General features: G+C 74.4%; 10 protein-coding genes. 1 reads left to right on the forward strand and 9 read right to left on the reverse strand.

Annotation, left to right across the window (positions count from 1 at the left end):
• Positions 1–8: 8 nt before the first annotated feature.
• The 6 genes from FGE12_RS01140 to FGE12_RS01165 form a co-directional block, all read right to left on the reverse strand.
• Positions 9–1,505, reverse strand: a complete 1,497-nt coding sequence (locus FGE12_RS01140) for an ATP-binding cassette domain-containing protein (RefSeq protein WP_153864350.1) — start codon at positions 1,503–1,505, stop codon at positions 9–11.
• Positions 1,506–1,744: 239 nt separating this feature from the next.
• Positions 1,745–3,412, reverse strand: coding sequence for a L,D-transpeptidase family protein (locus FGE12_RS01145; RefSeq protein ID WP_228530495.1), 1,668 nt, complete (start codon positions 3,410–3,412; stop codon positions 1,745–1,747).
• A gap of 166 nt (positions 3,413–3,578) precedes the next feature.
• Entirely contained in the window at positions 3,579–4,514 is a 936-nt protein-coding gene (locus tag FGE12_RS01150) for a bestrophin family protein (protein WP_153864351.1), read from the reverse strand.
• 80 nt (positions 4,515–4,594) lie between these two features.
• Complete coding sequence (locus tag FGE12_RS01155; protein WP_153864352.1) at positions 4,595–6,103, reverse strand: DNA polymerase Y family protein; 1,509 nt, start codon at positions 6,101–6,103, stop codon at positions 4,595–4,597.
• A 3-nt stretch (positions 6,104–6,106) separates the two neighbouring features.
• A complete protein-coding gene (locus FGE12_RS01160) occupies positions 6,107–6,976 on the reverse strand; it encodes an ImuA family protein (RefSeq protein ID WP_153864353.1) in 870 nt (289 codons plus the stop codon).
• A 104-nt stretch (positions 6,977–7,080) separates the two neighbouring features.
• Positions 7,081–8,253, reverse strand: coding sequence for a VWA domain-containing protein (locus tag FGE12_RS01165; RefSeq protein ID WP_370458843.1), 1,173 nt, complete (start codon positions 8,251–8,253; stop codon positions 7,081–7,083).
• Positions 8,254–8,606: 353 nt separating this feature from the next.
• Here FGE12_RS01165 and lon point away from each other — a divergent pair, with 353 nt between their 5' ends.
• Positions 8,607–11,099 (forward strand): endopeptidase La, encoded by a 2,493-nt coding sequence (gene lon / locus FGE12_RS01170; RefSeq protein ID WP_153864355.1) that lies wholly within the window; start codon positions 8,607–8,609, stop codon positions 11,097–11,099.
• A gap of 62 nt (positions 11,100–11,161) precedes the next feature.
• Here lon and FGE12_RS01175 read toward each other — a convergent pair whose 3' ends face one another.
• From FGE12_RS01175 to FGE12_RS01185, 3 genes are read right to left on the reverse strand one after another with little or no spacing between them, the layout of a single operon-like run.
• The gene (locus FGE12_RS01175) at positions 11,162–11,557 is read right to left on the reverse strand and encodes a RidA family protein (RefSeq protein ID WP_153864356.1); all 396 of its coding nucleotides are present in this window, start codon (positions 11,555–11,557) and stop codon (positions 11,162–11,164) included.
• Between the two features lie 34 nt (positions 11,558–11,591).
• A complete protein-coding gene (gene dnaG / locus FGE12_RS01180; protein WP_153864357.1) occupies positions 11,592–13,412 on the reverse strand; it encodes a DNA primase in 1,821 nt (606 codons plus the stop codon).
• Positions 13,413–13,430: 18 nt separating this feature from the next.
• Positions 13,431–15,362 carry a VWA domain-containing protein gene (locus tag FGE12_RS01185; RefSeq protein ID WP_153864358.1) on the reverse strand — a complete coding sequence of 644 codons (1,932 nt, stop codon included), beginning with the start codon at positions 15,360–15,362 and terminating at the stop codon, positions 13,431–13,433.
• Between the last annotated feature and the right edge of the window lie 32 nt (positions 15,363–15,394).

Below are 15,394 nucleotides of genomic sequence, written 5' to 3' on the forward strand. Positions count from 1 at the left end.
CGCAGGGCTCAGCCCGATGCCTGTTCGATCCTCCCCTCCCGCAGGGTCCACGTCAGGGTGGTGCAGCGGCGCGCGAAGGCCTCGTCGTGGGTGACCAGGAGCAGCGTGCCGGGAAAGCCCTGCAGCGCCTCCTCCAGCCGCTCGATGGAGGGCAGGTCCAGGTGGTTCGTCGGCTCGTCGAGCACCAGCGCCCACGCGTGCTCGCCCAGCCCGAGCGCGAGCAGCAGCTTGCGCGCCTCGCCCGGCGAGGGGCGCTCGGAGGCGAGCAGCCGCTGGGGATCCACCCCCAGCGCCGCCACCAGGGAGAGCACCCGGCCGCGCTCGGTCTCGGGCAGCGCCCGCACCCGCGCGAGCGCCTCCGCGGCCGCCTCCGGGGAGAGATCCTGCGGCAGATAGAGCACCCGCTCCCGCGGCACGCGCGCGTCTGCGAGCAGCGCCTGCAGCAGCGTGCTCTTGCCCGCGCCGTTGGGCCCGCGCAGCCACACGCGGTCCTCGCGGCCCAGCGACAGGTGCACGTCGTGCAGCAGCGGCGCACCGCCCGCCTCGAGCACCGGCGCATCCAGTGCGAAGAGCGTGGGCTTGGGCGCGCGCGCGTAGTCCACGAAGATGGAGCGGCCGAGGCTCTTCTCCACCTCCACCGACTCGAGCGCCTCGGCCGTGCGCTCCGTCTGCCGCCGCAGGATGCCCACGCGCCGGCCCAGGCCCGCCTCCGCCCAGGCCACCAGCGTCTTCGCCCCGAGCGTGCGCGAGTCGCTGTCGTGCTTGTCGAGGTGGCGCCCGCTGCGCGCGCGGTTCGCCGCCTCGCGGTCGCGACGCGCCTGTGCGAGCTGCTGCTCCGCGCGCCGGTGCGCCTCCTTCGCCTGGGCGCGCGCCTGCAGCACGCCCTGCGCCTCGGCCTCCCACTCCGCGCGCGCCTGGCTGTAGCCGCCGCTCCACAAGCGCGCGCTGCCGCCGTGCACGCGCAAGGTGTGCGAGGTGAGCGCGTCCAACAGCGTGCGATCGTGCGAGACGAGCAGCCCCACGCCGCGAAAGCGCTCCAGCGCCCCCACGAGCAGCGCCCGCCCCTCGGCATCCAGGTGGTTCGTGGGCTCGTCGAGCAGCAGCAGCTCCGGCTCGGCCGCGAGCGCCGCCCCCACCTGCCAGCGCTTGCGCTCGCCCGGGGACAGCGTGGGCCAGCGCGTGAGCTCCCAGGGGTTGAGCTGCAGCCGGCCGAGCAGCCGCCGCGAGAGGCCGTCCTGCGCCTCGGCGAAGGCCTCTACGTCCGGGGTCAGTGCGTCCACCTGCTGCGGGCACAGCCGCAGCAGGGGCGCGCGCGGCTCGAGCGCGAGCGAGCCCTCGGTGGGGCGGAGCTCGCCCGCGATGAGGCGCAGGAGGGTGCTCTTTCCCGCGCCGTTGGCCCCCACCAGCCCGGTCCACCCGGGGACCAGCTGGAAGTGCACGTCGGTGAGCAGGGGAACGGCGTCAGTATGGGCGTACGCCACGCCTTGGGCGCGAACGGAGGGCATGATGGAACTCCTGAATCCGGCCAGGCGCTCGCGCCGCGAGAGGGCGCGTGCACACCGGCACGTTGAGGGCAGAGGGGCCGTCGATTCAGGCGTTCAGCATCAAGGCAGGGTCACCTCAGGGAGCGCACCGGTTGCCAGGCGGCGCTTCGGGAACGGCGGGAGAATTATCCCCGGGGGAGCCAACGCGCAAGGGTGTGCCGCTCTTCCCTGCGCCTACCCATGGGGCTTGGCTCAGCGGCTCAGGGCGCGCTGGCCGCGCTGGAGATGAGCGGCGTGGGGGCCTCGCTCGCCGCGCCGCGGTGGATGCGCACGAGGGAGCCCGCCTGCTCCGCACTCGCGTAGGCCATGGACCAGCCCGCGGGCACCTCGGGCGCGCTCCAGGCGTAGAGCGCGCGCGCATCGCGCGGTGAGAGGTTGACGCAGCCGTGGCTCACCGGCTCGCCGAAGCGGTCGTGCCAGTAGGAGGAGTGCAGCGCGAAGTCGCCCTCGAAGAACATCACCCAGGGCACGGTGGCCACGCGGTAGGGCCCCTGCCCTGCCGCCTGGCCCTTCATGTCCACCTCGCCGAACTTGATCCAGATGCGGTAGAGCCCCTCGGGCGTCTCGTGTCCGCTCGCCCCCGAGGAGATGAGCGTCGCGTACACCGGCTGCGCGCCCTCGTAGGCGACCAGCACCTGCTCCTGCAGGTCCACGTCCAGCCAGCGCTCGGTGGGCCCGGCCTCGGCCGGAGGCGGCGAGGGCTGCACCACGTGCAGGTCCTCGCGCAGCACCCAACGGCCGTCGGCCACCAGGGCCCAGCGCCCGTCTGCCGAGGTCTGCAGCACCGAGACGATGCTGCGCGGCGGCAGCGCGCGGGCCTTGGGCGCGTCGTCCGCGGCGGCCTTGCGCACGGTGACCGGGGCGCGCGGGTGCGCGTGCGACTGCGCCCAGGCGAGCGGCATCAGCGCCACGTCGAGCTGCGTGCGATCCAGCCCGGCGAACTGGCTCGGCCGGTAGCGGCGCAGGAAGCGCGCCTCGATGTACTCGCCATCCGAGGTGCGCCAGATGCGGTGCTTGCCCACGCGCCGCTCCACCTGCAGGCGCACGGTGAGCGAGCCCTGCAGCTTGCGCCCCTTCTGGTGCAGGCGCGCCGCGGCGAGGCTGGGGTAGGCGCGCGCGCCCTTGCCCACCACGCGCGCGTAGAGCCCAGGCGTGAAGGCGCCGGGGGCGAGGCGCGGCAGCTCGCGGGCGCGCGGCTCGCGGAAGTTGCCTTCCAGGTAGCGCTCGCAGATCCACCCGCGCGGCGCGATCTGCACCCACGCGTCGCAGCCGGGGCCCTTCACTGCCTGCACCCAGCTCACCCGCACGTCCTGCGCGAGCGTGCCGATGGGCGCCGCGTCCTCGCGCGGCTCGGCGCGGATGGCGATGGAGCGGCGCGCCCGCAGCGAGCGGCTGTTGGGCTCGAGCTCGATCGTCTCGAGCGGCAGCGCCTCGGGCGCCGTGCCGCCGTCTGGCGCGGGGGCTTCGGCCAGGAGCTCGGGCGCGGCGCCGCCGTCCTGCGCGAGAGCCTCGGCCGGCTGCCCGGGCGCGGGCTCGCTCACCTCGGCGGGCTCCTCCTCGCCCTCTGCCCCCACGGCGGACGAGAGCCCGCTCGCCGCGAGCTCTCCGTCCGTGAGCGGTGCCTCCTGCTCCATGGAGACGTGGCTCTCCGCGGAGGACTCCTCCTCCAGCGCCGGATCCATCGCGAGCGTGGGCTCGCGGCGCACCACGGGTGCAGGGCGCGCGGGTGCCATAGGGGCGCGCGGCGCTGCTGGCAGCATCGCGACGGCGGCGTCCGGAGCCGGCGCAGCGGCGCTCGGCGCATCGGGTGTCGGGGCACCGCAGCCCAGCGGGAGGGCCATCAGCCCCAGCACGAACCATCGTCGCATCGCGGGGAGTCTAGAGACGGGGCCCGCGCGGGCTCAACGTCGGCGCAGGTGCGCAGGCGCCTGAGGGCGCTGCGCGCTTCTCGCGCCAGCGGCGGATGGCAGGATCAGCGGAACGCTTCTGTGCGTGAGCGCACCGCGCGGGCCTTGGCGAGCGCGGCGGGCCCGCTCACGAGAGCACGTAGCCGCGCGGCTGCAGCGGCTCGGGCATCGGCTCTCCGAGCGCCTCGAGGAGGTTGCGCTCCGCGGTGCGCGCGAGCGCGAGCAGCGGCAGATCGTTCGGGTCCGTGCCGAAGGGCTCCTCCAGCTCGTCGCCGAGGCGGTCCAGCCCGAAGAAGGTGTAGGCCACCAGCGTCGCGACCACCGGGGTGAACCAGCCCACCGAGTCCGCGAGCCCGAAGGGCAGCAGCAGGCAGAAGAGGTACGCCGTGCGGTGCAGCAGCACCGTGTACGAGAAGGGCAAGGGCGTCGAGCGCAGGCGCTCGCAGGCGGTGAGCACGGCGCACAGGGCGTTCACCCGATCATCCAGCGCGCCCCAGGCGAAGTCGGAGAGCTGGCCCGCGCGCCGCAGCCGCGCGAGCTCCAGCGCGTGCTCGCGCAGCAGCGCCTCCGGCCGGTGCGCGCTCGCCAGCACCCGCGCGCACTCGTCGCCCGGGAGCAGGCGCGCCATGTCCGCCGACTCGTCGTGGCCGCGCAGGTGTGCGGCGAGCGCGTGCCCGAAGGCGATGTTGCGGTGCACCAGCGCGCGGGCGGCGTCGCGCCCCAGCTCGGGGAGGGGCCCGCGTCCGTCGTCCAGCAGGGCGATGGCATCGCGCGAGAACGAGCGCAGCTCCACGATCATCGTCCCCCACTGCTTGCGCGCCTCCCACCAGCGGTCGTAGCAGGCGCTGTTGCGGAACCCGAGGAAGATGGAGAGCGCGATCCCCAGCAGCGACATGGCCGGAGGCGAGGCGTGGGGCATCTGCAGCCCCGTGTGCCGGAAGGCCCACACCACGCAGCAGGAGAGGGCCGCCACTCCCAGGACCTGGGGAAGGAGGCGCGGCAGGATGGTGCCGCGCCAGGCGAAGAGCAGCTTCAGGGGGCTGGGACGGGGACGGACGATCATGGGGAGGGCGCGACGGCGTGCGCGCGGCCCTCCTGCTCACGGACGTCGCGGGCTGTCCAGCGCCGCCCGAGCACCGGCCCTCAGTCGAAGAAGCCCTGCAGATAGAAGCGTCCATCGGCGGCATCGCGGAACACCCACACCGGCCCCAGCCCCTCGAGGTGCAGCCGGTAGTAGTCGCGGCTGTAGGGTGCGGGGGCCCACCACTCGCCGCTCAGGCGCTCGGGGCCGGTGAGCGCCACCACGCGCCTTCGCGCTCCCTGCAGCCGCGCCGAGCGCAGCTCTCCGTCCGGGCCCAGCTCCGCGTCCAGCGGCGTGGGGCTCGCCACCAGCCGGCTCGGGCGCTCCTGCACCCCACCCTCTCCCAGGGGGAGAGGGGACGTGGGCAGCAGGTCCGCGAGCAGCCCGCGCGCGGCGCGCGGCGGGCGGAAGGCGCACGGCGAGTAGGCCTGCTCGGGCCGGTGCACCGGCTGCACCGCGGCGGAGAACAGCGCCCCTTCGCCCAGCGTGCTCGCGAGCCGGGACAGCACCACCTCGAGCGCCGCGTCGCCCTGCGGCCCATCCCCCAGGGACAGCTGCTGTCCCGGGTCCTCGCAGTCCTCCTCCACCCGGGCCACCAGCCCGGCCACCGGGCGCTCCAGGCGCAGGTTCTCGAAGCGGTGGCGCGCCAGGTCCAGCAGCAGGCGCGCCTGGGCGCTGGGGCGCGCGAGCGTGAGCGGGAGCACCGCGCGCCCGGAAGGGTCCAGCAGCAGCTCGAAGCGCAGCCGCACCGCCGCGCGCCGGCGCCCGCCCAGCCGCGCGCACAGGCGATCCAACAGCGTCTTGAGCGCGAACTGCACCGGCTCGAAGGACTCCGCCGGGAAGTCCAGCGAGAGCCGCTCCTCCACCACCTCCTCCAGCGCCTCCGCGACGAAGGGCGTGTCGTCCGCGCCGCGGCACAGCGCGTGCGCGCGCAGGGCCTGGGCGCCGCCGCGCGCCGCCACCGCGCCCGCGGGCAGCGCCGCCACCTCGCCCAGCGTGCTGAGCCCCAGCGCCACGAAGGCGGCGCGCGCGGGGTGCTCCTCCAGCGCCGAGAGCGGCAGCGGCGCGAGTGCCCTTCCCCCCTGCCCCGCCTCCACGGTCTGCACGCGCCCGCCGTGGCGCGCGAGCGCACGCGCGGTGAAGGCCTCGGAGGCCACCGCCACCCCTCCGCGGTAGCCGCGCTCCGCGCACAGCTGCAGCACGCGCTCGGCGAGCCCCGCCTCCCCGCCCGCGAGCGGCGCCGCGCTCGCGTCCAGCCACATTCCGTCTGGCGGGCACAGCTGGAAGCCCGGGGCCAGCACCAGCAGCGCCTCGCCCAGCGCGCGCAGCGCCCGCCACTCGTCCTCCTCACACAGGGTGAAGGGCTGCAGCGTGGGCAAGAGCGCGCTCGCCGCCGTGAGCGTCATCCCCGGCTGCACCCCGGCGCGCAGCGCCGCGCTCGAGGCGCACGCGATGCGCCGCTGCCCGCGCACCTCCTCGGTGAGCGCGAAGGGCTGGCCGCCCAGGGCGGGCTGCTCCAGCACGCGGCGCTGGGCGGCGAAGCGCGGCAGGTGCAGGTAGGCGCGGCGCATGCGTCAGTGCCGCGAGGACACGCCCAGGCCTGCGTGCAGCCGGGGCATGTGCGCATCGCGTCCCGGGCGCTGCCCGAGGATGCCGTCGTGGCCGTTGCGCCGCGCGCTCGCGCGCTCGCGGCGCAGGCTGGGCACGCTCTGCGCCTGGGGCGGCAGGGCGCGCGCGCGGGCGCCCGGCAGCGGGTCCTGCACGAGCGCGGGATAGAGCGCCGCCCAGGGCACGGAGCGCTGCACCCCCATGCCGCCCTGGCGGCTGCGCAGGAGCTCCACCGCGAAGCCCTCGGCGCCGCGCGCCCGGGTGCGCACCCGCAGCATGCCCTCGCCCGGGGCCTCCGGGCTGGTGAGCAAGAGCAGCAGCCCGCCGCCGCGGAAGGCCGCGTCCGCGAGCTTCTTGCCCTCCGCGAGCGAGAGGCGCACCCCGGTGTGGGTGAGATCCAGCACCACGCACGCGAAGGCACCGCTGCGCGCCAGCTGCAGCGCCGTCCACCCGAGCTGGGCGCGCTCCCGAGGCCGCGCGATGAGCAGCCGCGAGAGGTCCACCCCCATGCTGGCGGCCGCCGGCGGGTAGAGCTCACCCGGCCCGTCCACGTACGCGCACAGCCGCCGCTCGCGGTGCGCCGCGCCCACCGCCCGCAGCGCGAGCCCCGTACGGCCGCTGGCCGCCTCGCCGCACAGCTCCACGGCCTGCCCCAGCGGCAGGCCCCCCGCGGGCAGCAGCGCATCGAAGGCGGCCACCCCCGTGCGCAGGGTGGCCAGATAGCTGCGCGGCGCCGCCTGCAGCTGCCGGATGCGCTCGCGCAGCTGCTCCACCGTCCCCGCTCCCACCGCTCCCGCTGCCTGGGCTCCCAGGCTCCGCTCCGCCACGCCGCTCATGTGTCGCGTCCCCTCCAGGACCGAGTGCTATACGCACGTTCAGTATGCAGGAGGATCTGACAAGGGCCAGAAATGCGCCGGCCCGGCGCGCGGGTCTGGGCGCGCTAGCCCGCGCAGAGCAGGCGCACGCTCACGCCCTTGTCGGTGTCGCGCCGCAGGCAGCTGCCCTGGAAGTACAGGCGTGCGGGGCGGCCCACCGCGGACGGCTCGTAGGCGAGCTGGCCGCTCGAGGTGGTGCAGATCTGCACCTGGCCGTCTGCGCGCGTGAGCCGCACCTGCGCGAGCGCGGGGTCCGGCAGGTTCATCACCTCGATGCTCTGCGAGGTCACCGCGAGGCTCGCGATGCGCGTGAGCGCCTCGCCGTAGCTGGGCTGGCCCTGCGCATCCACCCGGCAGATGGAGTCCAGGTTCACCAGCTGGCTGTCGAAGAGGCTCGCCATCTCGCGCTGGCGCAGGCCGGGGCCGTAGGAGTTGGGGCAGTCCACGTTCTTCACGCGCCCGTCCGCCACCACCGCCTGCGCCGTCTTGTCCGCGAGCCCCACCGGGCCGATCGTGGCCCAGAGCACCTCGCGCCGGGCGCCCGTCGAGTCGCGCAGCGCGTTGAAGCGCTGGAAGTAGTCCGACACGGGCGTGAGCTTCGCGGCCTGCTCCGAGCAGTCGTCGCGCGGGGCCTGGGGGTTGAGCGGCGTGACGAACACCGGGGGCTCGGCCTCGGTGGAGCTGCAGTCGTCCTCGTCCGTCACCACCACCACCAGGAGCCGGGCGCCGTCGCGCAGGAAGCCGCCGTTGCCGCCCTGCGCGAGCGGCGTGTCCGAGAGCGGCGGGGTCACCGCGCGCCGCACCGCCTCGAAGGGGGTCTCCTGGCCGCTGCCGTCGGTGCCCTGGACCACCAGGCGCCCGAACTTATCCACCAGCTGCGGGTCGCTCCCCTCCAGGAAGCGCTCGCCGGTCTGCGTGCCATCCGCCAGGCGCACGGGCTGCAGCCGGCCCGCCTGGCTGGGGTACTGGGTCGTCGGCTCGGGCACCCCGTCCCCGTTGCGGTCCGCCCGCTCGTACACGCTGGTGGTGACGACCCCCACGCGGAAGTCCTGCACCACCCCGTCCACGCCCTGCTGCAAGCGCGCGATGAAATCCGGCAGCTGCCTCGCTATACCTCCCTGTTCCTCCAGCATCGAGCCGCTGTTGTCGATGACGAAGAGGATGTCCGTCTTCTGCGGCGCCACCACCGGCGCCTCGGCCTGGCACACGCCCGGCACGGTGGAGCCCGGCTCATCCACGGGCGAGCTACAGCCAGCCCAGAGCCCTGCACCTGCGCCGCACAGGGCGGCCAGGAGGACGTAGGGGCGAACGAACGGTGAAGCCATCGGCGTGTCTCCGGCAAAGGCACCCGGCGGACGCGGCGGGAAGCGCCGCGCGGCGCCGGGGAAGAACACGCCCAGCATGCCCCAGCAACGGTCCGCACGCGAAGGAAGCGTCGGACATTCGACGGGGTCCTGGAAAAGTACAGGGCGCGTTTGCCAGGTACGTTTTGGTTGTTACGTTGGGTCAACTGCCGCAGAAGACGGACAGGTGTTCACCGACCCGGTTCCACTGTGGGACCGGGCATCCGAGGGAACGAGGCACGAACTTCATGTCTGACGAAAAGAAGAAGGGTCAGTCGGCGACGGCGCTGCCTACCGCGATGGCGCCTCCGGGCCTCATCAACAAGGACGACATCCCCGCCGTCCTGCCGATCCTGCCCCTGCGCAACTCGGTGTTCTTCCCGGGCGGCGTGCTGCCGCTCGCGGTGGGGCGCCAGAAGACCATCGCGCTCATCAAGGACGCGGTGCGCGACGACCAGGTGATCGGCGTGGTCACCCAGCGCCGCGCCGAAGAGGAGGACCCGGGCGCCAGCGACCTGTACTCCATGGGCACCGTCGCGCGCATCGTGAAGCTGCTCAAGATGGGCGAGGACAACTACTCCCTCGTCGTCCAGGGCCTCGCGCGCTTCCGCGTGATGGACCTGGTGCAGGAGGCCCCCTACCTCAAGGCCCGCGTCGAGGCCGTCGAGGACCGCACCGCCTCCGAGAACGTCGAGGTCGAGGCGCTGGGCATCAACCTCAAGAAGCTCGCGCGCGAGGTCATCGAGCTGATGCCCGAGCTGCCCGCGGCCGCCACCGAGCTGGTGGAGAGCATCACCCACCCGGGCCACCTCGCGGACCTCATCGCCGCCAACGTGGACGTGCCCATCGAGGAGAAGCAGGCGGTCCTGGAGACCGTGGACCTCAAGGCGCGCATGAAGCTCGTGCTCGAGCTGCTCAACCGCAAGCGCGAGATCCTCAAGCTCTCCAACAAGATCGACAGCGCCGTGAAGGGCGAGATGTCGAAGACCCAGCGCGAGTACTACCTGCGCCAGCAGCTCAAGGCGATCAAGGAAGAGCTCGGCGAGATGGGCGAGGAGGAGGAGGAGCTCGACGAGCTGCAGGAGCGCCTGAAGAAGGCCGCCCTGCCCCCCGAGGTGGAGAAGGTCGCGCAGAAGGAGCTCAACCGGCTCAAGACCATCCCCGCCGCGAGCAGCGAGTACACCGTCGCGCGCACCTACCTGGATTGGATCGCGGACCTGCCGTGGGCCAAGCTCAGCGAGGACAACCTCGACATCGAGAACGCCCGCACGCAGCTGGACAAGGATCACTTCGGCATCAAGAAGGTGAAGAAGCGCATCCTCGAGTACCTCGCCGTGCGCAAGCTGAAGAACGACATGCGCGGGCCCATCCTCTGCCTCGTCGGTCCCCCCGGCGTCGGCAAGACCTCGCTCGGCCAGTCCATTGCCAAGGCAGTGGGCCGCAAGTTCGTGCGCCTCAGCTTGGGCGGCGTGCGCGACGAGGCCGAGATCCGCGGCCACCGCCGCACCTACGTGGGCGCGCTGCCGGGCCGCTTCATCCAGAGCATGAAGAAGGCCGGGACGAAGAACCCGGTCATGATGCTGGACGAGATCGACAAGCTGGGTGCGGACTTCCGCGGCGACCCGTCCGCGGCGCTCCTGGAGGTGCTCGACCCCGAGCAGAACAACACCTTCAGCGACCACTACCTGGACGTGGCGTTCGACCTCTCCAAGGTGCTCTTCATCGCGACCGCGAACCAGCTGGATCCCATCCCCGGGCCGCTGCGCGACCGCATGGAGATCATCGAGCTGTCCGGCTACACCTTCGAGGAGAAGCAGAACATCGCCCGCATCCACCTGGTGCCGAAGCAGCTCAAGGAGCACGGCCTCAGCCCGGATCACATCTCCATCACCGACGACGCGCTGCTCACCCTCACCACGGCCTACACCCGTGAGGCAGGCGTGCGCAGCCTCGAGCGCCGGATCGCGGACGTGTGCCGCGCCATCGCCGTGGAGGTCGCCGGCGGCAAGACCGAGAAGCAGGAGGTCAACGCCGAGCGCGTGAAGGAGATCCTCGGGCCCGAGATCTTCTACTCCGAGGTGGCCGAGCGCACCGAGGTGCCCGGCGTGGCCACCGGCCTCGCCTGGACGGCGGCGGGCGGCGACCTGCTCTTCATCGAGGCCACCAAGATGGCCGGCAAGGGCGGCATGACGCTCACCGGCCAGCTGGGTGACGTGATGAAGGAGAGCGCGACTGCGGCCCTCAGCTACCTGCGCAGCAAGGCGGACCAGCTGGGCATCAGCCCCACCTTCCTCGAGAAGACGGACATCCACCTGCACTTCCCCGCGGGCTCCATCCCCAAGGATGGCCCCAGCGCAGGCGTCACCATCCTCACCGCGCTCACCAGCCTGATGACGGGCATCCGGGTGCGCGGCGACACGGCGATGACCGGCGAGGCCACGCTGCGCGGCCTGGTGCTGCCGGTGGGCGGCATCAAGGAGAAGGTGCTCGCGGCGCACCGCGCCGGCATCAAGCGCGTCATCCTGCCGGAGCGCTGCCGCAAGGACCTGATCGACGTGCCGGATCAGGCCAAGAACGACATCGAGTTCATCTTCGTCAGCCAGATGGACGAGGTGCTCAAGGCGGCGCTCGAGGAGAGCCCCTTCAAGGCGGGCGGCGCCACGCCGCCGGCCGGTGAGCCCAAGACCGAGGCCGGCATCCCCGCGAAGCCCGCGGAGACCCCGGCCGCCGTGCGCGCGTAAGGCGCACGGCTCAGCGCTGAAGCACCCAGGCGGGCAGGCTCCTCACCGGAGCCTGCCCGTCGTCATTTGCGGCGCGCGGCCCAGGCCTCCACCTCCACGTAGTACTCGGGGCGCACCAGCCCGGCCACGTACACCAGCGTGGTGGGCGGCGGCTCGGCGCCCCCGCGGAAGTCGTGCCAGATGGCGAGGAGCCGGTCGCGGTCCATGCGCTCGCTCAGCCAGAGGTTCACCTTCACCAGGTCCTGCGGGCCCAGCCCCTCGGAGGCGAGCAGCGCCGCCACGTTCGCGAGCGCGTTGCGCAGCTGCTCCTCCGGCTCCGTGGGCAGGCGGCCCTCGCGGTCCATTCCCACCTGCCCGGCGAACACCAGCAGCTCGCTGCCGGCGGGCACCACGGTCACGTGCGTGTAGGGCCCCAGCGGCGGAGCCACGCCCGCGGGATTCTTGCGCTCCAGGCTCATGCGGACCTCCCAGCGTGTGCTGTGGGCCCCGAGTCTAGCCCTCCTGCAGCGCGCGGGCGGACGCCACGCGCCGGCGCAGCGCGAGCAGTTCGGTACGCTGCGATTGCAGCGCGAGCGACTCCCCCGCCCCGGCGCCCACCAGCGCCTGCGCCAGGGCCTCGAGCGCCCCGTCCACGCGCCGCAGCGTGAGCTCGAGGCAGGCCGCGCGGAAGCTCTCGCCCAGGGCCTCCTCGTCCGCCGGCAGCGCCCGGCTCGCGCGCGCGAGCGCCCGCGCCACCGCGCCCGTCGCCGAGACGCTCGAGCCCGGGTCCGCAGCCACGTGCAGCGCCGCGCGCAGGCCCGCCTCGGAGAGGTGGCCCAGCGCGCCGAAGGCATCGTGCGCCCGGAGCTCGGGCGCACGCAGCACGCACGCCACCACGTGCGCCTCGAGCGCGTCCACGCTGCGCTCGGCGGTCGGGGCGGGCGGCGGTGCGCCCGGAGCAGCAGCCGCGCCCGGCGAGTCGGCGGCGGCTGAAGCGGCGGCCGCACTCGACGCAGCGGCAGTGCCGGCCGCACCGGCAGCGCGGGATGCAGCCGTCGCACTCGCCGCCTCCAGCTGCGCCGCCGGCAGCCCCACGTGCGCGGCGAGCGCCTCGAAGAAGGCCGAGCGCGTGAGCCCCTCGGGCAGCTGCGCCGCCACGCCGCGCAGGCGCCCCAGCGCGAGCATCTTCGCCTCGAAGGTGGCCTCGCGCCCCTCGGGCAGCACGGTGGAGAAGAGGTGCAGGGTGAGCGGGCGCGCCTCGGCGAGGAGGCGGCGTACACCGGCCTCGCCCTCGCGCAGCGCGAAGGTGTCCGGATCCTCCCCCGCCGGCAGCTGCGCCACCTGCGCCGAGGCGCCCGCCGCGAGCAGCGTCCCGGCGAGCCGCTCCACGGCCGCGAGCCCCGCGGCGTCACCGTCCAGCAGCAGCACCAGCTCCCGCGCCTCCGCACGCGCGAGCGCCTGCAGGTGCCCCGGCGCGAGGTGCGTGGAGCACAGCGCCACGGCGTTGCGCACGCCCACCTGGTGCAGCGCGAGGCAGTCGAAGTAGCCCTCCACGAGCACGGCGCGCCGCAGGCGGCGGACCTCCTCGCGCGCGCGGTCCATGCCGAACAGCAGGTCGCCCTTGTGGAAGAGCGCGCTCTCCTTCGAGTTGAGGTACTCGGGCCCCTCCGCGCTGCCCACGAGCCTTCCCCCGAAGCCCACCGTGCGCCCGTCCAGCGTGCGGATGGGCACCACCACGCGGCTGCGGAAGAAGTCGAAGCAGCCCCCTCCCCTCGCGCGCGGCTGCAAGAGCCCCGCGGCGACGCCTGCCTCCGTCTGCGCCGTGCGCGCGAGCCGCCCGGCGAGCCGGTCCCAGCCCGCCGGGGCCCAGCCCAGCCCGAACAGCTGCGCCGTCTCCGCCGTGATGCCGCGCCCCTCGAGGTAGGCGCGCGCCTCCGCGCCCTCCTCGCCCCAGAGCAGGGCCTGGAAGTGCTCGTGCGCAGCCTGCGTCACCTCGCGCAGCCGCTGGCGCTCCTCGAGCACGGGCCCTGCGGGCTGCTCGAGTGCGAGGCCCACCTCCGAGGCCAGCTCCTGCACGGCCTCGACGAAGGAGCGCCCCAGCACGCGCTGCACGAAGTCCACCGCGTCGCCGCGCGCGCGGCAGCCGTGGCAGAAGTAGAAGCCCTTGAGCGGCACCACGTAGAACGAGGGCGTGCGCTCCTCGTGGAAGGGGCAGAGCCCGCGGAACTCGCGGCCGCTGGGCTTCAGCTCCACGTGGCGCGCCACCAGCCCCACCAGGTCCACCCGGCGGCGCAGCTCCTCGAGGGTCTGGGGGGAGAAGGAACGCGGGGCCATGGGCTCGGACCGGCCACTCTAGCGCGGCCCGGCCCGCGGCGCCCCCTCTCCCGGGCGCACCGTGAAGTGGCCGCGCTGCTGGGTGAAGCGGCGCCCCAGCCGCAGCGCCCACGCGGCCTCCTCGAGGCAGGAGTTCGCCGGCGTCACCCGCACGTCCACGATCTCGTGAAACGTGGTCTCCAGCTCCACCGTCGCCCCGCTCGCGCCGCAGCGCCGGGCACCGGAGGCGAGCAGGGCTTCGAGCCAGGCGCCCGCCCCGGGCGTCGGCCTGTCGGGCGGGTCCACCATCGCGCCGCCCGCGACAGCCCCCTGCACCTCCCCCTCTCCGGCCAGCTCCACCCGCGGCCCCACGCTCCCCGCGTGCGCGAGCGAGTACGGCTCCGGCCCCACCACCTGCGACTCCTTCGTCGCCCAGACGCGCTCCGCATCGGTGAGGGGCGCGCCCTGCGGCGCGTTGCCCATCAGGGCGCGCAGCGCCGAGGAGACCCGCGCCTCGTATGCGAGCGGCCAGCGCACGGTGCGGGCCCACAGCCGCCCCTCCAGCACCAACGCCTCCGGCCGCTCCGGGAGCCGCAGCCAGTCACTCACGCCCGCGCCCTCGGCCAGGAAGGGCGGCGCGGTGGGCCAGGGCACCGGGACCCCGGCGGCGAGCAGGCGCGGGGCCTCGAGGCGCGTGGGACGCACCAGCTCCTCCCCGAGCGGCGCGGCACCCTCTCCCGGGGGCGAGAGCGCGAGCACCCTGCCGCCGGTGGCCTCGGCGAGGGGCGCGAGCGCGTGCGCCGGCTGCGGGCCGTCCACGTAGCCCCAGCGCACCGGGAGCACCGACCAGCTCACGCGCATCAGGCCCACGTTGAGCACGCTGCCCGTGGGCCACGCGGGCGCGGTGGTGCTGGCGCGCGAGGCGACGAGGCCATCCGTGAGGGCCACCACCCGCAGCGTGCCGGTGCGCCCCTCGAGCACGCGGGCCGCCAGCGCGAGCGCCTCGTCCAGCGCCGAGCCGTTGCCTGGAGCGAGCCGCTCGCGCTCGAGCCGCGCGAGCCGCGCCTCGACGTCTGCCGCCGGGACCCACTCGCCGAAGAGCCGCTCCGCGTGGCGGCGGAAGACGACGAGCTCCACCTGCGCATCCGGCACGCGCTGCAGGTAGCGGCGCAGCACCTGCAGCTGTCCCTCGATCCCTTCGGCGTCCTCGCTGCGCGACGCGTCGAGGACGAAGACGACGCTGGCCGCATGGGGAAGCTCGGAGAGCTGCGGGGCGACGCCCAGCCCCACGCGCAGCGCCCACCCTCCCGAGGGCAGCGCGGTCGAGGCCTCGCGTCCCTGCACGCCGACGAAAGCGGGCGCCTTCAGCCAGAGCCTGCGCCCGTCGGCGCTCACCTGCACGCCCGCCTGGGTGGATGCGAGCGTCATCCGCATGCCCGGCGTCACCGAGGTGTACGCGTACGCGCCGTCCCGCGCCCCCTCGCCGCCGCGGTAGTCCGCGCTCACGCCCCAGTGGCCGTCCTCGTAGCGCAGCGGCGCCTGGACCCGGAAGCGCACCTGCAGCGGGACGCCCACGCGCGCGGGGTGGATCCGCAGCCGCACCACGCCCGGCTCCACGTGGGTCATCATCGCGGAGGGTGAGGCCGTGGCCTTGTTGCGCTGGCGCAGCTGCGCAAAGCGCTGCTCGGCGAAGCCCTCCTCCATCATCGCGCCGTACTGCCAGGTCCGCGAGCCGGGGTGCGTGAAGTAGAACTCGCTCGCGCTGCCCTCGTTGGGCAGCTCGAGCAGGACGTCCACCTCGGTCGCCTTGCTCCCCTGGTTCTGCAGCGTGAGCGACACCGCCAGCGTCGCGAGGCCGCCGTCCACCGTCACCTCGGCGGTGTAGTGCGTCGCGCGCACCTCCGGCGAGGACTCCACCCGCGCAGGGGCGGCGGCGAGCAGCACGGCAATGCAGAGCGGGGCGAGGACCATGCATCCACCGTCTCATGCGCCGGCGGGCCGGA

The sequence above is a fragment of the Aggregicoccus sp. 17bor-14 genome, assembly GCF_009659535.1.
Classification (GTDB): Bacteria; Myxococcota; Myxococcia; order Myxococcales; family Myxococcaceae; genus Aggregicoccus.